Origin of the sequence: Gramella sp. AN32, assembly GCF_023718305.1 — a bacterium.
In the GTDB taxonomy this organism is placed as follows: domain Bacteria; phylum Bacteroidota; class Bacteroidia; order Flavobacteriales; family Flavobacteriaceae; genus Christiangramia; species Christiangramia antarctica.
On the sequence record NZ_QEYO01000022.1, the window covers coordinates 1 to 22,562 of the forward strand.

Annotated in this window: 20 protein-coding genes; 6 read left to right on the plus strand and 14 right to left on the minus strand. The window is 38.2% G+C overall.

Going from position 1 to position 22,562, the window contains the following annotated elements; genetic code table 11:
- Positions 1-234, plus strand: a 234-nt coding sequence (locus tag DHD80_RS17605; protein ID WP_251742779.1) for a hypothetical protein, incomplete at its 5' end; no start/stop codon positions are given.
- 166 nt (positions 235-400) lie between these two features.
- On the opposite strand, the gene prfA is transcribed toward DHD80_RS17605, so the two are convergent.
- Together prfA and DHD80_RS17615 are read right to left on the minus strand one after the other, a co-directional pair.
- Complete coding sequence (prfA, locus tag DHD80_RS17610) at positions 401-1,477, minus strand: peptide chain release factor 1 (protein ID WP_251742780.1); 1,077 nt, start codon at positions 1,475-1,477, stop codon at positions 401-403.
- 246 nt (positions 1,478-1,723) lie between these two features.
- Entirely contained in the window at positions 1,724-2,425 is a 702-nt protein-coding gene (locus tag DHD80_RS17615; RefSeq protein WP_251742781.1) for a hypothetical protein, read from the minus strand.
- 345 nt (positions 2,426-2,770) lie between these two features.
- On the opposite strand from DHD80_RS17615, the gene DHD80_RS17620 reads away from it, so the two are divergent.
- Entirely contained in the window at positions 2,771-3,415 is a 645-nt protein-coding gene (locus DHD80_RS17620; RefSeq protein ID WP_251742782.1) for an ATP-binding cassette domain-containing protein, read from the plus strand.
- Here DHD80_RS17620 and DHD80_RS17625 read toward each other — a convergent pair.
- The 3 genes from DHD80_RS17625 to DHD80_RS17635 form a co-directional block, all read right to left on the minus strand.
- Positions 3,412-4,590, minus strand: coding sequence for an AIR synthase related protein (locus tag DHD80_RS17625; RefSeq protein ID WP_251742783.1), 1,179 nt, complete (start codon positions 4,588-4,590; stop codon positions 3,412-3,414). The genes DHD80_RS17620 and DHD80_RS17625 overlap by 4 nt on opposite strands.
- A gap of 117 nt (positions 4,591-4,707) precedes the next feature.
- Positions 4,708-6,894 carry a glutamine synthetase III gene (locus tag DHD80_RS17630; RefSeq protein ID WP_251742784.1) on the minus strand — a complete coding sequence of 729 codons (2,187 nt, stop codon included), beginning with the start codon at positions 6,892-6,894 and terminating at the stop codon, positions 4,708-4,710.
- Between the two features lie 433 nt (positions 6,895-7,327).
- Positions 7,328-8,275: a calcium/sodium antiporter gene (locus DHD80_RS17635; RefSeq protein WP_251742785.1), complete on the minus strand. Its 948-nt coding sequence runs from the start codon at positions 8,273-8,275 to the stop codon at positions 7,328-7,330.
- A gap of 126 nt (positions 8,276-8,401) precedes the next feature.
- Between DHD80_RS17635 and DHD80_RS17640 the strand changes: the two genes are divergently transcribed.
- From DHD80_RS17640 to DHD80_RS17650, 3 genes are all read left to right on the plus strand, one after another.
- Positions 8,402-8,764, plus strand: coding sequence for a BlaI/MecI/CopY family transcriptional regulator (locus DHD80_RS17640; RefSeq protein WP_251742786.1), 363 nt, complete (start codon positions 8,402-8,404; stop codon positions 8,762-8,764).
- Entirely contained in the window at positions 8,761-10,638 is a 1,878-nt protein-coding gene (locus tag DHD80_RS17645) for a M56 family metallopeptidase (RefSeq protein WP_251742787.1), read from the plus strand. Before DHD80_RS17640 ends, DHD80_RS17645 begins: the two co-directional genes overlap by 4 nt.
- An 86-nt stretch (positions 10,639-10,724) precedes the next feature.
- A complete protein-coding gene (locus tag DHD80_RS17650; protein ID WP_251742788.1) occupies positions 10,725-10,880 on the plus strand; it encodes an SsrA-binding protein in 156 nt (51 codons plus the stop codon).
- Here DHD80_RS17650 and DHD80_RS17655 read toward each other — a convergent pair.
- Together DHD80_RS17655 and DHD80_RS17660 are read right to left on the minus strand one after the other, a co-directional pair.
- On the minus strand, positions 10,877-11,389 hold the full coding sequence (locus DHD80_RS17655) for an adenine phosphoribosyltransferase (RefSeq protein WP_251742789.1): 513 nt from the start codon (positions 11,387-11,389) through the stop codon (positions 10,877-10,879). The two genes, DHD80_RS17650 and DHD80_RS17655, sit on opposite strands and share 4 nt — an antisense overlap.
- A 2-nt stretch (positions 11,390-11,391) precedes the next feature.
- The gene (locus tag DHD80_RS17660; RefSeq protein WP_251742790.1) at positions 11,392-12,045 is read right to left on the minus strand and encodes a DUF2461 domain-containing protein; all 654 of its coding nucleotides are present in this window, start codon (positions 12,043-12,045) and stop codon (positions 11,392-11,394) included.
- A 210-nt stretch (positions 12,046-12,255) separates the two neighbouring features.
- On the opposite strand from DHD80_RS17660, the gene DHD80_RS17665 reads away from it, so the two are divergent.
- A complete protein-coding gene (locus tag DHD80_RS17665; protein ID WP_251742791.1) occupies positions 12,256-12,603 on the plus strand; it encodes a hypothetical protein in 348 nt (115 codons plus the stop codon).
- Between the two features lie 8 nt (positions 12,604-12,611).
- Here the strand turns inward: DHD80_RS17665 and DHD80_RS17670 are convergent, their stop codons facing one another.
- The 7 genes from DHD80_RS17670 to ccoN form a co-directional block, all read right to left on the minus strand.
- Positions 12,612-16,190, minus strand: a complete 3,579-nt coding sequence (locus DHD80_RS17670; protein ID WP_251742792.1) for a VCBS repeat-containing protein — start codon at positions 16,188-16,190, stop codon at positions 12,612-12,614.
- Positions 16,191-16,322: 132 nt separating this feature from the next.
- The gene (locus tag DHD80_RS17675) at positions 16,323-17,030 is read right to left on the minus strand and encodes a sulfite exporter TauE/SafE family protein (protein ID WP_251742793.1); all 708 of its coding nucleotides are present in this window, start codon (positions 17,028-17,030) and stop codon (positions 16,323-16,325) included.
- A gap of 3 nt (positions 17,031-17,033) precedes the next feature.
- Positions 17,034-17,483: a FixH family protein gene (locus DHD80_RS17680; protein WP_251742794.1), complete on the minus strand. Its 450-nt coding sequence runs from the start codon at positions 17,481-17,483 to the stop codon at positions 17,034-17,036.
- A gap of 171 nt (positions 17,484-17,654) precedes the next feature.
- Positions 17,655-19,073, minus strand: coding sequence for a cytochrome c oxidase accessory protein CcoG (ccoG, locus tag DHD80_RS17685; RefSeq protein WP_251742795.1), 1,419 nt, complete (start codon positions 19,071-19,073; stop codon positions 17,655-17,657).
- Between the two features lie 115 nt (positions 19,074-19,188).
- The gene (locus DHD80_RS17690) at positions 19,189-20,145 is read right to left on the minus strand and encodes a cbb3-type cytochrome c oxidase N-terminal domain-containing protein (protein ID WP_251742796.1); all 957 of its coding nucleotides are present in this window, start codon (positions 20,143-20,145) and stop codon (positions 19,189-19,191) included.
- Complete coding sequence (locus tag DHD80_RS17695) at positions 20,142-20,354, minus strand: CcoQ/FixQ family Cbb3-type cytochrome c oxidase assembly chaperone (protein WP_251742797.1); 213 nt, start codon at positions 20,352-20,354, stop codon at positions 20,142-20,144. The genes DHD80_RS17690 and DHD80_RS17695 overlap by 4 nt, the downstream gene beginning before the upstream one ends.
- A gap of 10 nt (positions 20,355-20,364) precedes the next feature.
- Positions 20,365-22,560, minus strand: a complete 2,196-nt coding sequence (ccoN, locus tag DHD80_RS17700; RefSeq protein WP_251742798.1) for a cytochrome-c oxidase, cbb3-type subunit I — start codon at positions 22,558-22,560, stop codon at positions 20,365-20,367.
- Positions 22,561-22,562 lie beyond the last annotated feature (2 nt).

Sequence of the window (22,562 nt, forward strand, 5' to 3'; positions counted from 1 at the left end):
ATCAGTTATCAGTTATCAGTTATCAGTTATCAGTTATCAGTTATCAGTTATCAGTTATCAGTTATCAGTTATCAGTTATCAGTTATCAGTTATCAGTTATCAGTTATCAGTTATCAGTTATCAGAAAATAAAAATTTAAAAAATACCCTACAAAGATTTTTGAATACTTTTCAACTTAAAACTTTCAACTCTGAATTTGGAATTTTGAACCTTGAATCCAGTACGTCATTGTGAGCGAAGCGAAGCAATCTCTTCTTCCCTTCAATCATGAGACTGCTTCAGTCGCTATGCTCCTTCGCAGTGACGTATGATTTAACTTTTTCACTCCAGCCTCCAGCCTCCAGCCTCCAGCAACTTCCAACTTCCAACTTCCAACTTCCAACTTCAACTTCTCATGAGTTTAAAGAATATCTGAATTCTCCTTCAGTTTTTCAGTGTTTTCAGCTAATTGGAGTTCATCGATAATCTTCTGAATATCCCCATTGATAATATTGGAAAGATCGTAAAGGGTCAAATTGATTCGGTGATCTGTCACCCGGCTCTGCGCATAATTGTAGGTTCTAATCTTCGCGCTACGGTCTCCACTGGAAACCATGGAATTTCGCTTGGCGGCATCTGCTTCCATCTTTTTGGCAAGTTCCTGTTCGTACAATCTTGAACGTAACACGCGAAACGCTTTTTCTTTATTCTTATGCTGCGATTTTTGATCCTGACACTGAGCTACCAAACCCGTAGGCACATGCGTTAAACGTACAGCAGAATAGGTGGTATTCACCGACTGGCCTCCAGGACCCGACGAACAGAAATAATCGATACGTACGTCTTTTGGATCGATTTCCACATCAAACTCTTCCGCTTCCGGTAAAACCATCACCGTTGCTGCGGAAGTATGCACCCGTCCCTGAGTTTCTGTTTGGGGTACCCGCTGCACACGGTGAACTCCTGCTTCAAATTTCATTGTGCCATAAACATCTTCTCCGGAAACTTCAAAAATCATCTCTTTGAAACCTCCACTGGTTCCCTCACTAAAATCTACGATGTTATGCTTCCAACCTCTGCCTTCCACATATTTAGTATACATTCGATAAAGGTCCCCGGCAAATATACTGGCTTCATCGCCACCGGTTCCCGCACGAATTTCCATCACCACGTTTTTAGCATCTTCAGGATCTTTTGGAATAAGCATCACCCTAATTTTTTCTTCCAGTTCAGGAATTTGTGACTTAGCTTCGTCCAGTTGCATCTTGGCCATTTCGGTCATTTCAGGATCACTTCCATCTGCAATAATTTCTTCAGCTTCATGCATATTTTCCGTAAGCTGAATATATTTCTCGCGCTCATTCATTAAAGCCCGTAAATCTTTGTATTCTTTATTTAACTCAATATATCTTTTCTGATCTGAAATCACATCCGGCTGGATGATCAAATCGTTCACCTCATCAAAACGCTGTTTAATGATATTAAGCCTGTCTATCATATATAATTGCTGAATTTAGGATAGCAAATTTACGATAATTTGTTAGAAATTCAGGAGAAACCTTTAAAGCGACTCCATTTCTGGGACAGCTTGATGGTCCCTGGTTGAGGAAGCAAATACTACCAAGGCGGAAAGGGCTAAAATATAGAAAACCTAGCAGTATAATAAAACTCGATGAAATTAAGGTAATAGGCAATAAAGGAGGTGATATAAGAAAAAACCAGAAAGAGTACAGTATATATAGGATTATTTTATAAAGGCGAAAGTTTGATTTTCAGTATGTTCATTTCCTTTTTTGATAGATAAAAATAAAACCAGGCACATCATCCCGATAATATTAAAAAATCTATCAGCATAACTGAAAAATTCGAATTGCAGGTAGTATGAAATGTAGTAGAGCAAATCTGAGAATATCAATCCTAAGCTCGCACATAAATAATAAAATGATTTAAGATTTAAATATCTGCTGTGATAAGAAAGAGCAACTATCGCCAGGATAAAAATCATCAATACGTAGGCATAGAATAAAATAGTAAAGAAAAGATATTCCGTGGCCTCCGGAACCATTTCCACAAGATGGGCAACCATATAAAGATTTATTGCAATTACCAGGGTGGTGGTGATCACCTGGAATTTTCCAAATTTTATCTTTTTAAGTTCACTTCCAACATGCCTCATCAAGACTCCATAGGCGAAAATCCTTGAAATATAAGCCAGGGTTTTAAATAATGGATCTTCGTAAAATATGAGCGCAAGGTCACAAATAAGCAATAACGAAAAGACCAGCACCGGTCTAGTTTTCGGTTTAATATTAATTGTATAAATTAGGAAGAATATTAAAGTAGATGCAAATCTGGCGAACCTGCTCATAGATTCGTCAAAAAAATACATCAGGACAAAATTGAGCAGCACCAGAAATATTCCTAAAACCAGTAAGGAATTTTTCATGTAAGTAGGTAATAATTAGATTTAAGGGATCGAAATATATGTACTTCTTTTGAGATTTATACGAATTAACAGCAGACTCGGATTTCTTTTCTATAGAAAATTAGGGCTCACTTCCGTGCTCCTCTCCATTTTTCTTTCATTTTTACATTATCCCCTCGAAGCTATAGTGTTCATTAAACTCATTCTGCTAGCGCTGTATTTTGCCTATTTATTATTTATGGTAAAAGATGATTACTTTCTTTTCTATAGAAATTTCCGCCTAAGCCCGCGTAAACTATTTTTTCTGGTTTTTTTTATAGATCTACTCGTTAGCATTATAATTTTTAAACTATTCAAACAGTTTATATGAAATTTGAACTGGACAACGTAGAACTTTACTTTGGGCAAAAACAGGTTCTTTACAGCATTTATTTTAAAGCTGAAACAGGTAAAATCACCGGGTTACTAGGACCGAATGGTAGCGGGAAATCCAGTTTAATGCGTGTTTTTTTCGGAAATTTAAACTGTCATAATAAATTGGTAAGAATTAATGATCAGGGTACACTGAAGCCATTGTACAAGAAACATCGGGTTAAGCTATTACCTCAACATGACTTTCTTCCCAATAATATCAATTTCAAGAAAATATTTAATTTTTTCGAGGTGGAGTGGAGTTATTTTGTTCAGACTTTTCCAAGTTTCGAAAAATACAGTTCAGAAAAAATCGGGAAACTTTCAGGAGGAGAAAAAAGGTTAATTTCGGTATGGCTCATTTTAAAATCACCTGCGGAATTGGTCCTTCTTGACGAACCTTTTACGCACCTTTCCCCACTTTATATTGAAATTATTAAAAAAGAAATGACTGCGGAAAAAGAAAATAAAGGGATCGTTATCTCAGATCATATGTATCACGATATTGTTGAAATCTCAGATGATCTCTATTTTCTAAAAAACGGAAATATCAAAAAGATTGCCGATAAAGAAGCATTAAAGGGTTTAGGTTATTGCTAATACTCGAAGATACCGTACTCGCTCTTGATGGTGAGTTTCTTTTCTTCTGAAGCCTCAACTTTGCCAACAATTTGGGCATCAATATTAAAATCTTTCGCAATAACAATAATCTTTTCGGCTATTTCTGGGGCGACATAAAACTCCATACGATGGCCCATATTAAAAACCTGGTACATTTCTTTCCAATCTGTTTTACTTTCCTCCTGAATTAATTTAAAGAGTGGCGGAGTTTCAAATAAATTATCCTTTATAATATGAAGGTTATCAATGAAATGGAGAATTTTAGTTTGGGCACCACCGCTGCAGTGCACCATACCATTTATATTTTTATTCCCAATTTCATCCAACACCTTTTTCACGACTGGCGCATAGGTTCTGGTGGGAGATAACACCAGTTTTCCTGCGTCCAGCGGGCTGCCTTCGACTTTATCAGTTAATTTTTTGGTCCCTGAATAAACAAGAGCATCAGGTATGGAAGCATCGAAGCTTTCCGGAAATTTATCCGCTAAAATTTTTGAAAAAACATCGTGACGAGCAGAGGTCAACCCATTACTCCCCATCCCTCCGTTATACTCTTTTTCATAAGTAGCCTGGCCGAAAGAAGCCAAACCCACGATTACATTTCCAGGTTGGATATTGGCATTATCAATCACTTTGGCTTTTTCCATCCGGGCAGTAACCGTGGAATCCACAATAATCGTCCTTACAAGGTCTCCAACATCTGCGGTTTCTCCACCGGTAGAATGGATTTCTACACCAAAATCTTTCAGCTCTGCAATTAATTCTTCGGTTCCATTAATAATTGCTGAAATTACTTCTCCCGGGATTAGATTTTTATTCCTGCCAATGGTGGAAGAAAGTAAAATAGTATCGGTCGCGCCCACACAAAGCAGGTCATCGATATTCATGATCAAAGCATCCTGGGCAATTCCTTTCCAAACTGAAATATCCCCGGTTTCTTTCCAGTACATATAGGCAAGGGAAGATTTGGTGCCCGCCCCATCAGCATGCATGACCAGGCAATGATCTTCACTCCCGGTTAAATGATCAGGAACTATTTTGCAAAATGCTTTCGGGAACAAACCTTTGTCCACATTTTTGATCGCTTTGTGAACGTCTTCTTTCCCGGCAGATACTCCGCGACCGGCATATCTTTTACTTATTTCCTGGCTCATCTGAATTATTTAGAATTTTCAAAGATAAATAGTTTAAATAGTTCTATTCAATTATTGCTGGATTTTAAACAAAAAAGCCGCGCTTTTGGGCGCGGCTTTCCTTCAGAGTTTAGAAAATTATTTCGTAAACAATAACTCTCTATATTTTGTTAAAGGCCAAAGTTCATCATCTACTAATAATTCCAGTTTATCACAGTGATAACGTATTTCTTCAAAATAAGGTTTTACCTCATCACAGTACGAAATCGCATGCTTCTCTACATCTTCTATCTTATTGGCTTTTTTACGGGCCTCGATCATAGCATTCACTTTGCTATTAATGGTAGCGATATGTTCAGAAATACTTTCAATAATTTCCATTTGTTCTTTCGCCTGTTTCTTGAAATCCTTTCCGTAGATCTCTTTAAGTCCGGTGACGTTCCTTATAAGAATGTTCTGGTACCTAACCGCTGTTGGGATTACATGATTCCTGGCAATATCCCCCAGGATCCTACCTTCTATCTGAATTCTTTTAGAATATTCTTCCAGTTCAATTTCATGACGGGCTTCAATCTCCACTTTATTCATCACATCCAATTCCTCAAAAAGTGCAATTGTTCTTTTGGACACTCTATCCCTTAAAGCCAGCGGGGTAGTTTTATTATTGCTTAAACCACGTTTTTTTGCTTCTTTTTCCCAGGCTTCACCATAACCGTCACCTTCAAAACGAACTTTCTTGGATTTCTTGATGTATTCCCTCAGGACATTAAAGATGGCATCATCTTTCTTCATTTTCTTGTCCTTGATAAGCTTATCTACCTCAACTTTGAAATCTTTCAGTTGTTTTGCGACAATACTGTTTAGTACGGTCATGGCATTGGCACAATTCGCAATAGATCCAACCGCACGGAACTCAAATTTGTTTCCGGTAAAGGCAAAGGGAGAAGTCCTGTTCCTATCTGTATTATCCAATAGGATTTCAGGAATTTTTCCCACTACGTTCAGTTTAAGGTCTGTTTTTTCCTGTGGCGAAAGTTTGCCATTGGTCACTTTTTCAAGCTCGTCCAGTACGGCAGTGAGTTGTGTACCTATAAATACTGAAATAATTGCCGGAGGCGCTTCATTGGCACCAAGACGGTGGTCATTGGAAGCACTGGCAATAGAAGCTCGCATTAATTCCTCATAATCATAAACCGCCTTTATCGTATTGATAAAAAAGGTTAAGAACTGAAGGTTCTTCATTGGTGTAGAACCTGGAGAAAGTAAATTTACTCCCGTATCTGTCGCCAAAGACCAGTTATTATGTTTTCCACTACCGTTAATTCCGGCAAATGGTTTTTCATGCATTAATACTGAAAGATGATGTCTCTCCCCCACTTTTTTCATCACATCCATAATTAGGGAGTTGTGATCTACTGCCAGGTTTGCCTCTTCGAAAATAGGGGCAAGTTCAAACTGGTTTGGAGCTACCTCATTATGTCGTGTTTTAACCGGAATACCCAGTCTCATACATTCTATTTCCAAATCCATCATAAAAGCGATGGCCCTTGAAGGAATAGAACCAAAATAATGATCATCCAATTGCTGGCCTTTTGGCGGGGAATGGCCAAGTAAGGTTCTTCCAGTCAATAAAATATCAGGCCTTGATGCCACTAAAGACGAATCGATAAGGAAATATTCCTGTTCCCATCCCAGGGTAGCATTTACCTTTTTTACATTTTTATCAAAATATTTTACTACCGCAGTGGCCGACTGATCTATAGCCTGCAATGCCCGTAATAAAGGGGTTTTGTTATCTAGTGCTTCACCTGTATATGAAACAAATACCGTAGGGATACAAAGGGTAGTCCCCCATATAAAAGCGGGGGATGTTGGATCCCATGCCGTATAGCCCCTTGCTTCAAATGTATTTCTTATCCCTCCATTTGGAAAACTGGAAGCATCTGGTTCTTGTTGTACCAGGGCTCCCCCCCCAAACTTTTCAATAGCATTTCCCTGGCTTGTAGGCTCAAAAAAAGCATCATGCTTTTCGGCAGTAGCACCAGTCAAAGGCTGAAACCAGTGGGTATAGTGTGTCGCCCCTTTAGAGATTGCCCATTCTTTCATTCCAGATGAAATATGTTCAGCTACATTGCGATCTATTTTCTTTCCCGTAAGCATGGCCTCCATAACACTTTTTTGCGCCTCTTTGGTAAGGAACTGTTGCATTATAGATTCGTTGAAAACATGTGAAGAGAAAATTTCAGATCTTCTTCCAGGCTCAATCACCTTTACAGGTTCCCTGTTTAAAGCTTCTTTTAAGGCTTGAAATCTAAGTGTTGACATTTTTTGTTTCTATTGGTTATTAAAAATGAACTTCAAAATTATATATTTTTTATTAGACGCCTAATATATAATGTTAAATGTTTTATGCCCATTAAATTTAGGGGTGTATTATTTAAAATTTTGATGGAATTTTATTTAGACCCCTTATTCTGAAAGGGGATGCTTGAAATATTCATTTTTTGAAAATTATATAATTTAATACGGTTTTATTTAAAATATGAAAATAAAAAGCCCGGAAGAATCTATTATATGTAATTAGAAGTTTCCCTTCTCCATAAAAAAATTAAAAGGAATTAAAATAAACGTATTAAAAAAAAAATTGTTTAAAATTCACGTTTTTCGGCGTAATGAAGGATATTATTAGATTTTTTTTACTAAAATTAGTGGAATGCAGGGCGGAATAAATGAAATGTAGGAGAAATCAGGCATTTTTTTAGTTCATAAAGGCAAGACTTACAAAAATACAATACCCTGCAACCAGTATAAAACCTTTATATCTGCTAATTTCATATCGCTTCGGAATAAAAGCCAGGGGCAGGATTATAAATGACACACCCAGCATCCATAGAATATCATTGGTTAAGAGCTTTTCTGAATCTACAATAATTGGTTGGATTAAAGAGGTGAGTCCTAAAACTGAAGCGATATTGAAGATATTTGAACCTATCAAATTCCCAAGTGAAATTGCCTTTTCTTTTTTAATGGCAGCGATCAAAGAGGCGGCTAATTCGGGTACGCTTGTTCCCACAGCGATCATCGTTACTGAAATTACCCTTTCACTTACACCCATTTGTGTCGCAAGATTTACGGCACCGGTCACCAGTAATTCTGAGCCAAAATAAAGTGCCAACATTCCTATAATCAACCAGACGATCATTTTAAAATTCGATACGACGGCCAGCGAATCATCGACTTCTTCAGTTGAAATGATATTATCTCTTCTGGATCGTCTAATTAAAAAGAATAGATATAAGCCCAGGCCCACCAATAAAATAATACCTTCAAGCCGGGTTAGAACTCTGTCATTATTTAAAAAGTAATAGAGCAATATGGAAAAAACCATCATTACCGGCCAGTTGATCTTATAAAAATCACGATCTATTAACAGCGGACTTACCATTGCCGTTATTCCTAATACTAAGGCGATATTAGCAATATTTGAACCTATGACATTTCCCAAAGAGATATCTGAAAATCCTGTAAGCGCCGCCTGTAGACTTACCAAAAGTTCCGGAGCCGAAGTAGCAAAAGAAACCACAGTTAACCCGATTACCATTTTGGAAATATTTAATTTGAGTGATAAGGCCACCGATGATCTAACTAGAAACTCTCCTCCTACTACCAATAAAATAAATCCTAAAATCAGGTAAACAACACTCATAGTCTAAATTTTCACGAAGATAAATTAATAGATTTGGAAAGAAGAAAAAAGAAAATAACTATAATTATAGTTTTACAACTATTTTCTTCGTTATATTTGAAATAATTAATTGCTTATAAATTCAAGATGGAAAAACTAACAAATAAAGAAGAAGAGATCTTACGGGTTTTATGGGATCTAAAAAAAGCTTTTGTAAAGGAAATCCTTGAAAAAGTGAAAGATCAAAACCTGCATTATAATACAGTTTCCACCATGGTGCGAAATCTTGAAGAAAAGGGGTATGTTGCCTATAAGGCCTTTGGAAAAACCCACCAATACTATCCACTAGTTTCTAAGGAAGAATACAGGAAACAATTTATGAATCTGGCGACCAAAAAATTCTTTGATAATTCATTTAAAAGTGTTGTTTCCTATTTTGCAAAGGAGGAAAAGGTAAGTGCTAAAGAGCTTCGGGAAATTTTGGAAATCATTGAAAAAAAGAAAAAATGATGGAAAGTTTTTTGATCTATATCGCGAAAAGCGCCGCTGTGATTCCGCTTTTTTATATTGGGTATATCGTATTACTCAGGCGGGATAATAACTTTTATCTAAACCGAAAATTTCTCTTATCCGGAATTTTCACATCAGCCATACTTCCGGCTATATACTTTACCAGAAAAGTGATCGTGGAAATTCCTGTAATCATTTCTCCTTCTGCTCCATTAAATATGACCGAAACACCTGTTCATACTGAAGATCCAGTCAACTGGTTAACAATTTTTGGATATGCTTTTTTGGTGGTTTCAGCAGTATTTCTATTTAGATTCTTACTGCAGCTTCAATCGGTATTTAAAATGATCTTGCGGAATAAAGTGGAGAAAACCGATGGTCTCTCCTACATTAATTTAAAAGGGGATAATTTACCCTTTTCATTCTTTAAGTTTATTGCTTTCAATCCTGAAAATCATTCAGAAAAAGATCTTCAACTTATCATTCAGCATGAGAAAATTCACGCCCGGCAATACCATTCCGTAGATATTTTACTGGCCAATTTCGCTACTTGTCTGCTCTGGTGGAACCCTTTTATATGGCTTTATAAAAAGGAAATAGAACACAATCTGGAATTTATCGCCGATAGTGAAGCGGTAAAAGATATTTCTAAAATTGAAGATTATCAGCGAGCGCTGGTAAAAGTTTCCGTCGCCGATCTAAGGCCCGCACTTACCAATCATTTTTATCAATCATTTATTAAAAAACGAATCATTATGCTGAACACAAAAAACAAAAGAAAAAACACATCCTGGAAGATCATACTACTGGCACCCTGTATTTTAGCTTTTATGCTGATGTTTAATGTAAAAACAGAAGCACAGGTAAAAAGTCAAACTTTAGAAAATTCGCCGGAAGTTACTGGTCAGGTCCCCACCACTTCTATCACTGTCACCTCGCAAACTTCTGAAAAATCTTTAAAAAGGTTATCAAAACTCATTCTTAATGATGGGGTGGATTTGAATTTTAAAGATGTTGTTTATGAAAATGGTAAAATTATAGCAATCAAATCGAATTTCGCAGATCCAGTAAGGGGTGTTACCGGTAGCTATAACCAGGCAAACGATAACGGCATACAATCTTTTAAATTTTACAAAGATGAAAATGGACAAATGGGATATAAAACTTTAGATGAGGCTAAATTAAAAACCACGGGCACTGGGCACACTTCCACGAAACAGGGCGATCAAAACTCGAAAAGTTCCACGACCCAAGAAAACAGTGTTACCACAAGTAGCATGACTTTTTCCACAAATGAAAAGGACGAAATACAGAAAACCCTTTCCGAAGAAAAGATTTTTGAAAATCTGGGGAATATCAATGCCAGCCAAAATGATTCTTTGGTAAGAGTAGGACCACATAAGGACAATCCAGAACCTTTATTTGTGATTGATGGTGAAATCCAGAAAGATAAACCAGATATGGATAAAATAAATGAAGATAATATTGCGCGAATCAATGTTAAAAAAGGAGAAGAAGCGCTGGAAAAATATGGAGAAAAAGGCAGAAATGGCGTGGTAGAAATTTACACCAAAGAATATAGCGGCGAACTGGAACCCTTGGGCAAACCTCAGTTTATTGTATGGAGCCTGCGTACGGCGAAATCTGAAAAAGATCTGCATGAGTTTAAAACAAAAGTTGAAAATGAGCTGGGAGTAAAATTGCAATTTTCCGAAATTAAAAATAATGCGGCGGGCAATATTTCACAGATCAAAGTTACCGCTTCTAAAGGCAAGACCAGTGCGACCTCAACCTTTAGCAATGACCAAGGCTTAAGTACCATTGGAGTTAGTGTGGACGCTGAAGGAAAAATCTCTATTATGAACAAAAGCTAACCAGCAAAACTTCTGGTCCAACACAGCCGAATATGAAATTCCATGTTCGGCTGTATTTTTTTATATTTGAGGTATAAGGAGCTATCATGAAAAAGAAGTTTTTTAAAACCCTGGCCAGTCTCAACAAGAAAATACTGCCCAGTTATTCTAAGCAAGAAGATTTCGATCTGGCAAAAGCAAATAAACTTCAAATGGCGCTTATTGGGTGGAAGATTTGGGTGACCAAAAATTCTTTGGATTAATAATGTAATAAAGAATTAACCTGATAATTTTTTAAATTCTCTTCTCCCTTCAGAAAATCCAGCCCCACCAGGAAATTACACTGGACTATTATTCCGCCGCACTTTTCGATAAGTTTACAGGTCGCTGCAGCAGTTCCCCCGGTTGCCAGGACATCATCGTGCAGAAGCACCCGCTCTCCTTCCCTAATTGCATCTTCATGAATTTCCAGTTCATCTTCTCCATATTCCAAACTGTAAATTTCATTAAAAGTTCTATAAGGAAGTTTTCCTTTTTTTCTAACCGGAACAAAACCGGCATTGAGTTTTTGAGCCAAAAGGGTTGCAAAGAAAAAACCTCTGGATTCGATACCAACAACTTTTTGAATATTTTGGTCTGGCAACTGTTTCAGAAATAAATTTACTGCGGTTTGCATTGCTTCTGCATTGGCCAATAAAGGCGTTATGTCTTTGTACATTATTCCTTTGCTGGGAAAATCTGGAATATCCCGGATAAAATCTTTCAGCTCCATATTTATACGCTTACGGCGTTATTTAAATACCTTCTAAAAGGTAACATTTCCCTGTAGACTCTCAGGACAGTATCATCAAATTCGCTACTTACGACTTCTTTTTGGGCTAGCTTATGTGATACCGCAAAACTCTTATTTACTAAAAGGTCTATATGTTTATGATCTATAGAATAGCCTTTGGGCGAAGTTTTTAATTTTTCATCTTCCATAAGTGCACCAAACATTTCTTTAAAAGAAGGCTTATCAACGATCTTTTTAAATTCTTCACCATTATAATCTATAGCCGCGCGAATGCTATCCAGGTATTTTTTTTGTGGTTTATAAAATCCTCCGGCAAGAAAACACTCATTGATTCCCAGATGTACATAAAAATCTCCTGTAGCTTTTTCGATATCCAATCCGGCGCCAAAATGATCTTTATAAATGGGTTTATTAGGGTGATAGAGTAGATTATTATTTATCCTGTTGATAGATTTACGTCCCGGGTTGGGCGAATATTCCGAATCAATCTGGGAAAGCCTGATGTTCATTTCATCCAGCCAGGCGATAAAATTATCCCTAACCGAGAAATACCATTTCCGGTTCTCATCCATCCATTCCTTATGATTATTCTTATTTAATTCGGTGAGAAAATCGAACAGCTCCCTAAAATTCATTTTTTGTTTTAAAGTTAGGAACTATGCATCAGGTAGAAAATTTTTAGTGGGATTTTCCGTTTTATCATCATAGAATGGAAATTTTCTGAATAATACAATTTATTATGCTTGCTGATAATCAATTATTTAAGTTCAAAATAAATCGAAAAACATTATAATTTTAATTTTCAATCGTCTATATTTAAAGTCCTACCAAACATTTCATTTAAGATGAATTATCAAAAGATCGGGGAAATTATCCATTTTCCCAAAAGCAAAGGAAAGCCTTTGCAAGGGAAAAGAGGGATTCGGTTTAATTACTACTTGTCCAGTAAAAACCTGGGTAGCTTTGTAGATCTGGATGTGACCACGAAGTTATTCTATCAGGAGAAAATTTATGTTCGCAATGCGGTTTACCGCGTACGCTTAGGTGAAATTGAAAAGTGTGTAAGGGAAAATATCCTGAAACATATGAAATCTTTGGGAATGGATGAAAATAATATTCCGGCGTCACTTCTCCACTTTTCAATGTCCAGTGATCATATTAGTTATTCGCCTTCAAGGAAGCTGCAGGCATAAAATATTTATTAATCTCTATTATCAACCAGTCCGGAATTTTCGTGGTTAATTATTCTGGATTGGTTTTTTGTATTGTAGATTTCAATAGATATAAATTCCTGCGGCAAAATCATTTTTCTGAAATCCTGGGTTAGATACCCGGAACCATAATAGAATTCCACTTTATAGGATTTTTCCGAAGTAGTAATAATCGCATAATTTTCATCATCAAAAATTTCAATATAATCTTCTTCTTTTTCTAAACTAAATTTTTGCATTCGCCCATCGTTGTTCGCTGCTAAAATATTTAGTTTATTGCCTATCTTAATTTTAGCAATCCCCCGCGCATCACCGGGAATTGAAATTCCAGATTTAATCATATCAGCACAATTAAACCTGCCTGCTCCATCCCCAATTAAGGTCACCCCAAAAGAACCATCCATAAAACCTCCCAACACCTCAGAATCCCTTCTGTTTCCGGCTAATACAACATCCAGGATATCGTCACCATTCACATCTAAAGTAGTAATTCCATAAACCGGCGCCACCTGAGTGCAAACCGGGAATGCATGAAATTTAAATTTGCCTTTCCCCTGATTTTCAATCCAGCCAGAACTTAATTCGGTTACATTTAATTTTAAGGCTCCTTTTTTTTCTTCAGGAGTTAGTACATCTTTAAATTCAGCTTTTGCATAATCTTTATACAAATAAAAACGCTTTTTCATATTCGGAATCTGATTTATCAGCGCGTCTCTGGTCGCTAAAGGATAACTTTTTCCGTTGAGGTAATACCCAATAAGCGGATCTATTTGACCGTTATCATCAAAATCTTTAGCCATCATCGTTAAAGGCTCTTGAGCTGAAACATCAAAAGAAACATTCCTACCCATATTGCCGGCGAGATAATCTATATCCCCGTCGCGGTCCACATCCATTCCCTGCAAACTATTCCAAAATCCGGTGATCTTTTGCATTCCCGAAGTAGCCGTGATATTTTCGAATTTCCCTCCGGTATTCTTCAGGAAATTTATTTCCATCCATTCCCCGGTCACTATAAGATCCATTTTTTGATCATTATCAAAATCTGTCCATAATGCTGAAGTTATCATCCCGCTTTGCAATAAGAATGGCGCTACTTTTTGGGTAACATCGGTGAAAATTCCGTTAGTGTTCTGAAGGATGTAACTTCTCTCACTTAGCGGATAGGTGTTCGGTTTGATCCTCGTTCCCACAAAAAGATCAAGGTCACCGTCATTATCATAATCGGCAGCGGTGACGGCAGCTGTACTGGTTAGTACGGGCGGTTGATTTTCAGCTAATTCAAAATCCCCATTTTCGGTTTGAAAATAAAGGAGGTCCCGGTAAACCTCCTGCCCTAAAAATTTATTATTTCCACCGGTAGCAATATAGATATCCTTCTTACCGTCCCCATTAAAATCTGCAATTAGGGCACCCAGATTTTCAGTATTAAATGAAGAAGGCAAAGCTTTGCTTTTTTTAAAGCTTCCATTTCTATTTTGATAATAAATATAAGTGGAGTCGGCAATTGCTGAAGTCATTAAAAAATCATCAAGACCATCACCATCAACATCTGAAACTGCGATCGCCGGGCCTTCCCTTGAAAGCATTTTCAGTAAAAGGGGTTCTCCGCGATAATCAACAAAAAGGTCTTCTTTATGCTGAATCCCCTTTAGATCTACTGTGGTTTCAGTAAAAAAAGTAGCTTCAGCTTTTAATGAATTTTCAGAATATTCCAGGGCATTTTTATAATCGAAGCTAATCTTCTGGTTGGCAGCAACTTTAGTTTTAAAATCTACTTTCCCATCAGGCCATTCAATTGAAATACTATCAATTGTTTTCGTTTTTCCAAGTCCTGCATGTAACACATAATCTACGGAAGAAATATATCCTCTCACCGGGAATTGTTCCAGTCTTTGAAACTGATCCTTGGTGAAAATGCTAATTTTCGAACCAATTCCATTCTTATTTTTTTCGGGTCCGGATAATTCAATTTTTATATAATTAGCGTTGTCTGGAAATTTATCTGAAGTTAGGTTTTGGTACAGAAAGGCTACGCCATTCGTATTATTTGTGACCAAATCCAAATCTCCATCATTATCCAGATCACTATAAATAGCACCGTTTGAAATACTCGCGGGCTCATTGTTCCAGATTTTAGTAGCATCAGAAAAAATGAGGCCCCCTTCATTCTTGTAGAAGTAATTAGGCAGTTTAATTTCGGGAAGATCAGACATTAGTTCAAAAGCCTGTTTTTCCCTGTTTTTGTTGTCTCCGGGAGCTGCACTGGTAATATTTGTATTTACGGTATAATCCAGATCTGTGATATCGCGGCCATAACCATTGGTGATAAAGAGGTCTTTCAAGCCATCATTATCAAAATCGGCCATTAAAGGGGCCCAGCTCCAATCGGTTTTTTCAATTCCAGCCAAACGGCCAACCTCAGCAAAACTCCCTTGCCCCGTTCTCACCTGTAAACTATTTCGAACATATTGAGGAAAATAATCGAGCTGAAAACGCATTAACTGATTGTTGTAATTCGCCGCTGGAGTCATTTTTTTGTTATGCTCGTTATCTTCCGGCAACATATCCATTTCTACAAGGTCCAATAGCCCGTCATTATTAAAGTCGGCAATATCAATCCCCATCCCGTTGTGTGAAGTTTGGGTGAAATATGTGGCAAGGCTTTCTGTAAATGTCCCGTCACCATTATTCACCCAAAGCAAATCATTGGTAATAAAATCGTTGGAGCAATAAATATCTGGCCAGCCATCATTATTTACATCCATAATCCCAATTCCCAATCCGTAACCTTCAATAGTAATCCCGGCTTCTTCAGAAACATTGGTAAAACCTTTGTCCCCATCATTTCGGTAAAGTTTATCGGTACTTATCCCGTTCCCTTTTAATTTTCGCTTGCGTATCGAATTATGGGTGAAATTTTCAATCCCATTCGTGAGCACATAAAGATCAAGGTCCCCATCTTTGTCATAATCGAAAAATTCACCCTGAGTGGAATAACCTGTATCGGCAATGCCAAATTCCTTTGCCTTCTCCACAAACGTATTATCTCCCTGATTGATAAATAAGAGATTTGCCCCTTTTTCCGTATAATTTTTATCGGCTACGGAAACATAAATATCCAGGTATCCATCATTATTAATATCTACCATACTCACGCCTGTGGCCCATCTGGAAGTGGTAACCCCCGCACTTTCAGTGATATTTTCAAACTTAAGATCGCCTTTATTTAAATATAATTGCGAGGAAACATTATTACCGGCAAAGAAAAGGTCGGGAAGCCCGTCATTATTGATGTCACCAACCCCAACCCCGGCGCCGTTATACATATAAATACTATTGACGGGATTAAATTCCATCGTTTCCTCCAGTTTGTTATTAAAACTAATCCCGGTAGAATCTGGGGGTAAAATTTGGAACCTGTAATCCTGCGCTTGCTTTTCTGAAATTTTAGTATCCTCCTTTTGCTTACAAGAAGAAACTGCAAACAAAAACAATAGGGCAATTATATTGAGGCGGAAATAATTAGGAAAGGATGGAATTTCGCAACCAAATTGGAAATTTAGCATGTTCAATTAATTAAATCTTTAAGTGATAAATCTGCATTGAAATGTACAAAAATTAATGAATTTTTAACAATTGAATCAGTGAAGGTTTTTATGAATTTTATTTGGAAGTAGCAGTGTACAATATTCTGTCCTTCACTCTACGTGACATTCAATTTTAGAAGAGACCTTCTCAGATTGCTGTTTTGGTGATATATAAGGAATACCCAGCCCCAAGCCGCGTAGAATAAACAATACCGCTATGATGCCTAAAAATACAGGTATCGTTTTTCTTATATGCTGCCTGATTTTCCCGGATAAAAAATTCCCGAACCAGATGGCAGCGGTCATTAAAGGAATGGTGCCCAGACCAAAAATAAGCATATATAAACCTCCGTAAAGAGTCGCACCCCCTGCGATTGCCCCCATTATCGCCATATAAACCAGGCCACAAGGCAAGAAACCATTGAGGAACCCAACGGTTAAAAAGACATCTGGGCTTTTCTTTTTCAGCTCATTTCCAAGACCTCTTTTTACCTTTGAAATAATTTTAAAAACCGGTTTTGAGAAATTATATTTATTGAAAGTTTTCACGGGCAGAAATAGGATCAACAACATCAAAATTCCTATAAAAATGGAGAGTTGTTGCTGAAAACCAAAAAGAGAAAAACTTTTTCCCAACAATCCGAACGCAAGGCCTATAATACTATATGCGGAAAGCCTTCCGAAGTGATAAAGAAAAATTTGAAGGCTTTTCCTGAAATTATTCTCCCGATCCACCGGTAATAAAAATGCGATTGGCCCGCACATTCCCACACAATGAAAACTACCCAAAAGTCCGAATATGAAGGCTGATAATAACATTTTTTAGTGTAGGATCTCTTTTTTGAATAAGTATTCCTTCCCTCTAATTTTCCAGTTCACACTCAAATTCCAACGGCCATCAATCATTTTTTCATTGGGAAGTATAATTTCGTGCGAGGTTAAATCCTTCAGCGGGATTTCAAAATCCAGCATTTTGTTGGAAGGCCGGTATAAATTAATGTTACCCACAATCTCCGCTAGATTGATAGATTCTGGCAGCACTACGATCCAGTTTCCACGTTGGTTCAAAACCGAAACATTCTCTTTCATAGCAAGCGCATTTTCTTCCGCATCTATATCCTGCTGGTAGTGCAACTCGGCTTTGTAATAATCTTCCACTACGAGGTCGTGGTCGTACTCTTTTGAGGTCATCATCGTCACTACAAAATACATGATGAAGCTGATGAAAGCTGCCATTCCTATTACAATTCCTGTTCCCCAGTTAATTTTCATGTTTTTTCAAGTTTAAAAGGTTAAAGGTTAGAAAGTGGAGAGTTAATTTTATAGTTCTCTGTTTTTCCTATTTTCCTATTCTCTGTTTTCTGTTTTCTGTTTTCTGTTTTCTAATTTCACTTCCCACTTTGAACTTTGAACCTGGAACTTTCCAACCTCGATCCTCTCACTTCAATTATAGCTATGCGGTCCTATGAAATTGGTATGGACAGTTTCAATTAATACATCACCACTGTAGACCTCAATTTCAAGTTTATCTTTTTCATCTTTGAGGGCACTGCCGTTAATTTCTACAAATAGGGTTCCTTCGGCCAGGCCGCGTGCGGGAACTTTAATATCTCCTTTAACCGTTTCAATACTTCCTTTATGGGAAACTAATTCAAAATGCACATTTTCATAATCTTTAGAAGTTTTATTGAGCAATTTATAGGTGTATACATTGCTAATAATATTTCCATCCTTATGTTCGTACAACTGCCCCGGCAATCTCAATATATTGGCTTCAATATCACTTCTTAAAAACAACATCCCAGTTAGTATTCCGGTTAAAATAAAAAGCACGGCTGTATAGCCTTTTAGACGTGCGGTAAATTTGAACCTGGTCTTTTTCTCTATATTTTCCTCACTTGCATAGCGAATCAATCCTTTGGGCAGATCTACTGCCTCCATGATATCGTTGCAAGCATCAATACATGCTGTACAGTTGACGCACTCCAACTGGGTTCCATTCCTAATATCTATTCCGGTAGGACAAACATTTACGCACTGAAAACAATCAATACAATCACCTTTCCCGCTAGCTGCGCGATCTTCGTTTTTTTTAAATTTTCCACGACCCTTTTCTTTTTCCCCCCGCTTATAATCATAAGCCACCACAATAGATTTATTATCCAGCAATACACCCTGCAGCCTTCCGTAAGGACATGCTATAATGCACACCTGTTCCCGGAACCAGGCGAATACAAAGTAAAAAACTCCGGTAAAAATCAGTAAGGAGATGAGCGTGCTAAAATGGGCCATGGGACCGTCCTGTATATAAAGAACTAAGCGGTCGCTACCAATAAGGTAAGCCAGGAATACATTGGCGATTAAAAAGGAAACAACAAAGAAAATAGCCCATTTCGTGCCCTTTTTCCTGATTTTTTCTGCGTTCCATGCCTGTTTGCTTAACCTGATCTGTTTTCCCCGGTCTCCTTCAATCCAATATTCTATCCTTCTAAAAACCATTTCCATAAAAATAGTCTGAGGGCAAATCCAACCGCAGAAAATCCGACCAAAAGCCACCGTAAAAAGGGCGATAAAAATAACCCCGATCAGCATAATAATCACGAAAAGGTAGAAATCCTGTGGCCAGAACGGAAAACTAAAAATATTAAAACGGCGCTCCAGCACGTTAAACATTAAAAACTGGTTACCGTTAATTTTAATAAATGGCGCGAACACCAGAAAGGCAAGTAACAGATAACTTACATATTTTCGGTATTTATATAAGGGTCCTGAAGGTTTCTTGGGATACACCCAGGAACGTTTTCCCTCCTCGGTTACCGTACCAATACTGTCCCTAAACCTTTCGTTCCCCTGCTTTTCCAAACTAAATAATTTCTAACTAATATTATTTTAAAATTTCTTTCCCTTACCTCCCCTCCGGGGAGGTCGGAACTGCTTTTCAGCAGTTCCGGGTGGGGCTTCAGTTCTGGGGGGCTTATTATTCCTCTTCATACCCCATATTAATTTCCACGGAAGTGGAATCTTTCATTTCCACCTCTACATTCTCCACCTTTGCATCAGGATCTACATACAGCTCGCCTTCAGGATCTTTAGGATCTGCTGGTGTTGTGCCATGAAGGCTCAACACATAACTTGCCACCTGAGCGATTTCATCTGGTTTCAGATCGGTTTTCCAGGCGACCATCCCTTTGCCGGGACGTCCCCCTTCCGTAATAGTATTAAACACATTCTTGATGCCGCCTCCCAAAATCCAGTACGAATCGGTAAGGTTGGGGCCAATCCCCCCACCGGCATCGGCTTTATGGCAGGCCACGCAATTCGCTGTAAAAACTGCTTTCCCTGCTTCAATATCGGCCTCCCCTGTTAGAAGTTCTACCGTATTTGCAGTAAGCAGGCCTTTAGCGTTCTTTTTGTATTCTTCCACAGCTTCTTTAGCTTCAGCAACTTCCATCAAATATTCTTCCTTCTGGCTGGTACCATCAAATACATGGTATTTTAGCATATACCCAAAAGCGAAAATTATACTGGCATAAAAACCGTACAGCCACCATGGCGGAAGGTTATTGTCCAATTCCCTAATCCCGTCATAATTATGATCCAGGATAATTTCATCTTCAGCTTCAATGGGTTTTTTATCCAGTAATTTTTTATACTTCTTTTTCCACCAGTGAAATTGTTTTTGCTTTTTAATCGCTACCGCATTGTCATAACGTGCCTGGGCATCGGGAGTGAGCGATTTATAAAGAACACGCTGAAGGGAGTGTACCGAAACTTCTATCGCCACCGCAATTACTAAAATGATAGCAATAATAAGCCAAAGAACAGGGTAAGCTAAAAATGCCGATTCTTCTCCTGTTTCCAAAGTTACTTCTGCCAGGATCACCGCCAGGGCAACTAGTCCTAATATTCTTAATATGGAAAATACCTTTTTCATGATTCGCTGGTTTTTTGGTCTGAAAAATTATCTTCACCTTCTTCAATTTCCAGCGGAAGATTGCTCACTTTATTGATATAATCTTTTTTCGCGGTAAATACCCACCAAAATAAGGCGGTAAAAAAAATGAAAAATATTAGCAGCGAGATAATTGGATAAATAGATACCCCCTCGATACTTTCCAATGGTCCTTTTACAAATTTCAACATGGTTTTTTATTTAATTGGTGGATACTTCCTGTAAATCTTTCGCTTTAATATCAGTACCTAGACGTTGCAGGTAAGCGATGAGGGCAACAATTTCACGTTCGCGCATTTGAGTGAATTCGAGATTGTTTTCTTCTGCGTATTTTTTATCGGCTTCATAAGTGGTAGCGAAATCTGGATCGGCATATAGGTTTTTCTCAATTTTTATCCCCTGTTCCAGCATTAATTTTTCGGCATTGGAGATTTCCTCATCGGTATATGGCACCCCCAGTGTTTGCATCGCCCTCATTTTATCTTTGGTGTCGCTTTTGTCCAGTTCATCCTGAATCAGCCATTTATAAGATGGCATGATAGAACCTGAAGAGGTGCTTTGCGGATCATACATATGGTTTAAATGCCAGTTATCTGAATATTTCTGCCCAACCCTATGTAGATCTGGACCGGTACGCTTACTTCCCCAGAGGAATGGATAATCGTATACATATTCACCTGCTTTGGAATATTCGCCGTAACGTTCTACCTCGCTCCTAAAAGGCCTAACCATCTGCGAATGACAGGAAACACAACCTTCACGTATATAAATATCCCGACCTTCCAATTCCAGCGGGGTATAAGGCTTTACACTGGAAATTACAGGAATATATTCATCTACCATTAAAGAAGGGATAATTTGAACCGCACCTCCAATTAAAATGGCTATGGTGGCGAAAATGGTCAATTTTACAGGCCTTCTTTCTAACCAACTGTGATAAGCTTCCCCACGGGTGCGTTTTTTGGTAAGGGGGGCAAGTGCTGCCGCTTCTGCCAGTTCATCTTCTACCTTGCTGCCCTGCCTGGCGGTTTTAACGATATTATATAACATTACAATTGCACCGGCGATATAAATACTACCCCCAATAGCCCGCATCCAGTACATGGGAATAATTTCAGTAACCGTTTCCAGGAAGTTTCCGTAAGTAAGGGTGCCATCGGGATTGAATTGTTTCCACATGGATGCCTGCACAAAACCAGCCACATACATAGGTAAAGCATACATAATAATCCCTAAAGTGCCCATCCAAAAATGCACATTCGCGAGCTTCACAGACCATAATTGTGTTTTAAACAATCTCGGCACCAGCCAGTACACCATTCCGAAGGTTAGAAACCCGTTCCAGGCGAGGGCTCCCACATGAACATGGGCAATGATCCAGTCACTGAAGTGCGCGATGGCGTTGACATTTTTTAGTGAAAGCATAGGGCCTTCGAAGGTTGCCATACCATATCCGGTGATCGCAACCACCATAAATTTTAACACAGGATCTACACGCACTTTGTCCCAGGCGCCACGAAGCGTCAACAATCCGTTGATCATCCCACCCCAGGATGGAAACAACAGCATTACCGAAAAGGCTACCCCAAGGTTTTGTGCCCAGTCTGGCAAGGAAGTATATAATAAATGATGGGGACCTGCCCAGATATAGATAAAAATAAGCGACCAAAAATGTACAATGGAAAGCCGGTAAGAATACACCGGTCTGTTCGCGGCTTTGGGCACAAAATAATACATTAGGCCCAGGAACGGAGTAGTAAGGAAAAATGCTACCGCATTGTGGCCGTACCACCATTGTACCAGTGCATCCTGAACCCCTGAATACACCGAGTAGCTTTTAAATGCACTCACCGGAATTTCAATATTATTGAAAATATGTAACACGGCTACCGTAACAAAAGTGGCCAGATAAAACCAGATTGCCACATACAAATGACGTTGCCGCCTTTTGATCATCGTGCCAATTAAATTTACCCCGAAGGCGACCCATACCAGCGCGATAGCAATATCTATAGGCCATTCCAGTTCGGCGTATTCTTTAGAAGAAGTAAAACCAAGAGGTAATGTAATGGCCGCAGCTACAATAATTACCTGCCAGCCCCAAAAGTTGAAATTACTAAGTGCATCGCTCCACATCCTCGCTTTCAGCAGCCGCTGTGTAGAATAATAAACCCCGGCGAAAATCGCATTCCCTACAAATGCAAAAATCACCGCATTGGTATGCAATGGCCTGAGTCTTCCGAAACTAAGCCACGATATACCTTCGGTTAAGCCGGGGAATATAAATAGTAAGGCGAGCAGTAACCCAACGCTCATGCCTATAATGCCCCAAAACATTGTAGCGTTAATAAACTTCTTTACGATCTTGTTATCGTAATAAAATTGCTGTACTTCCATAG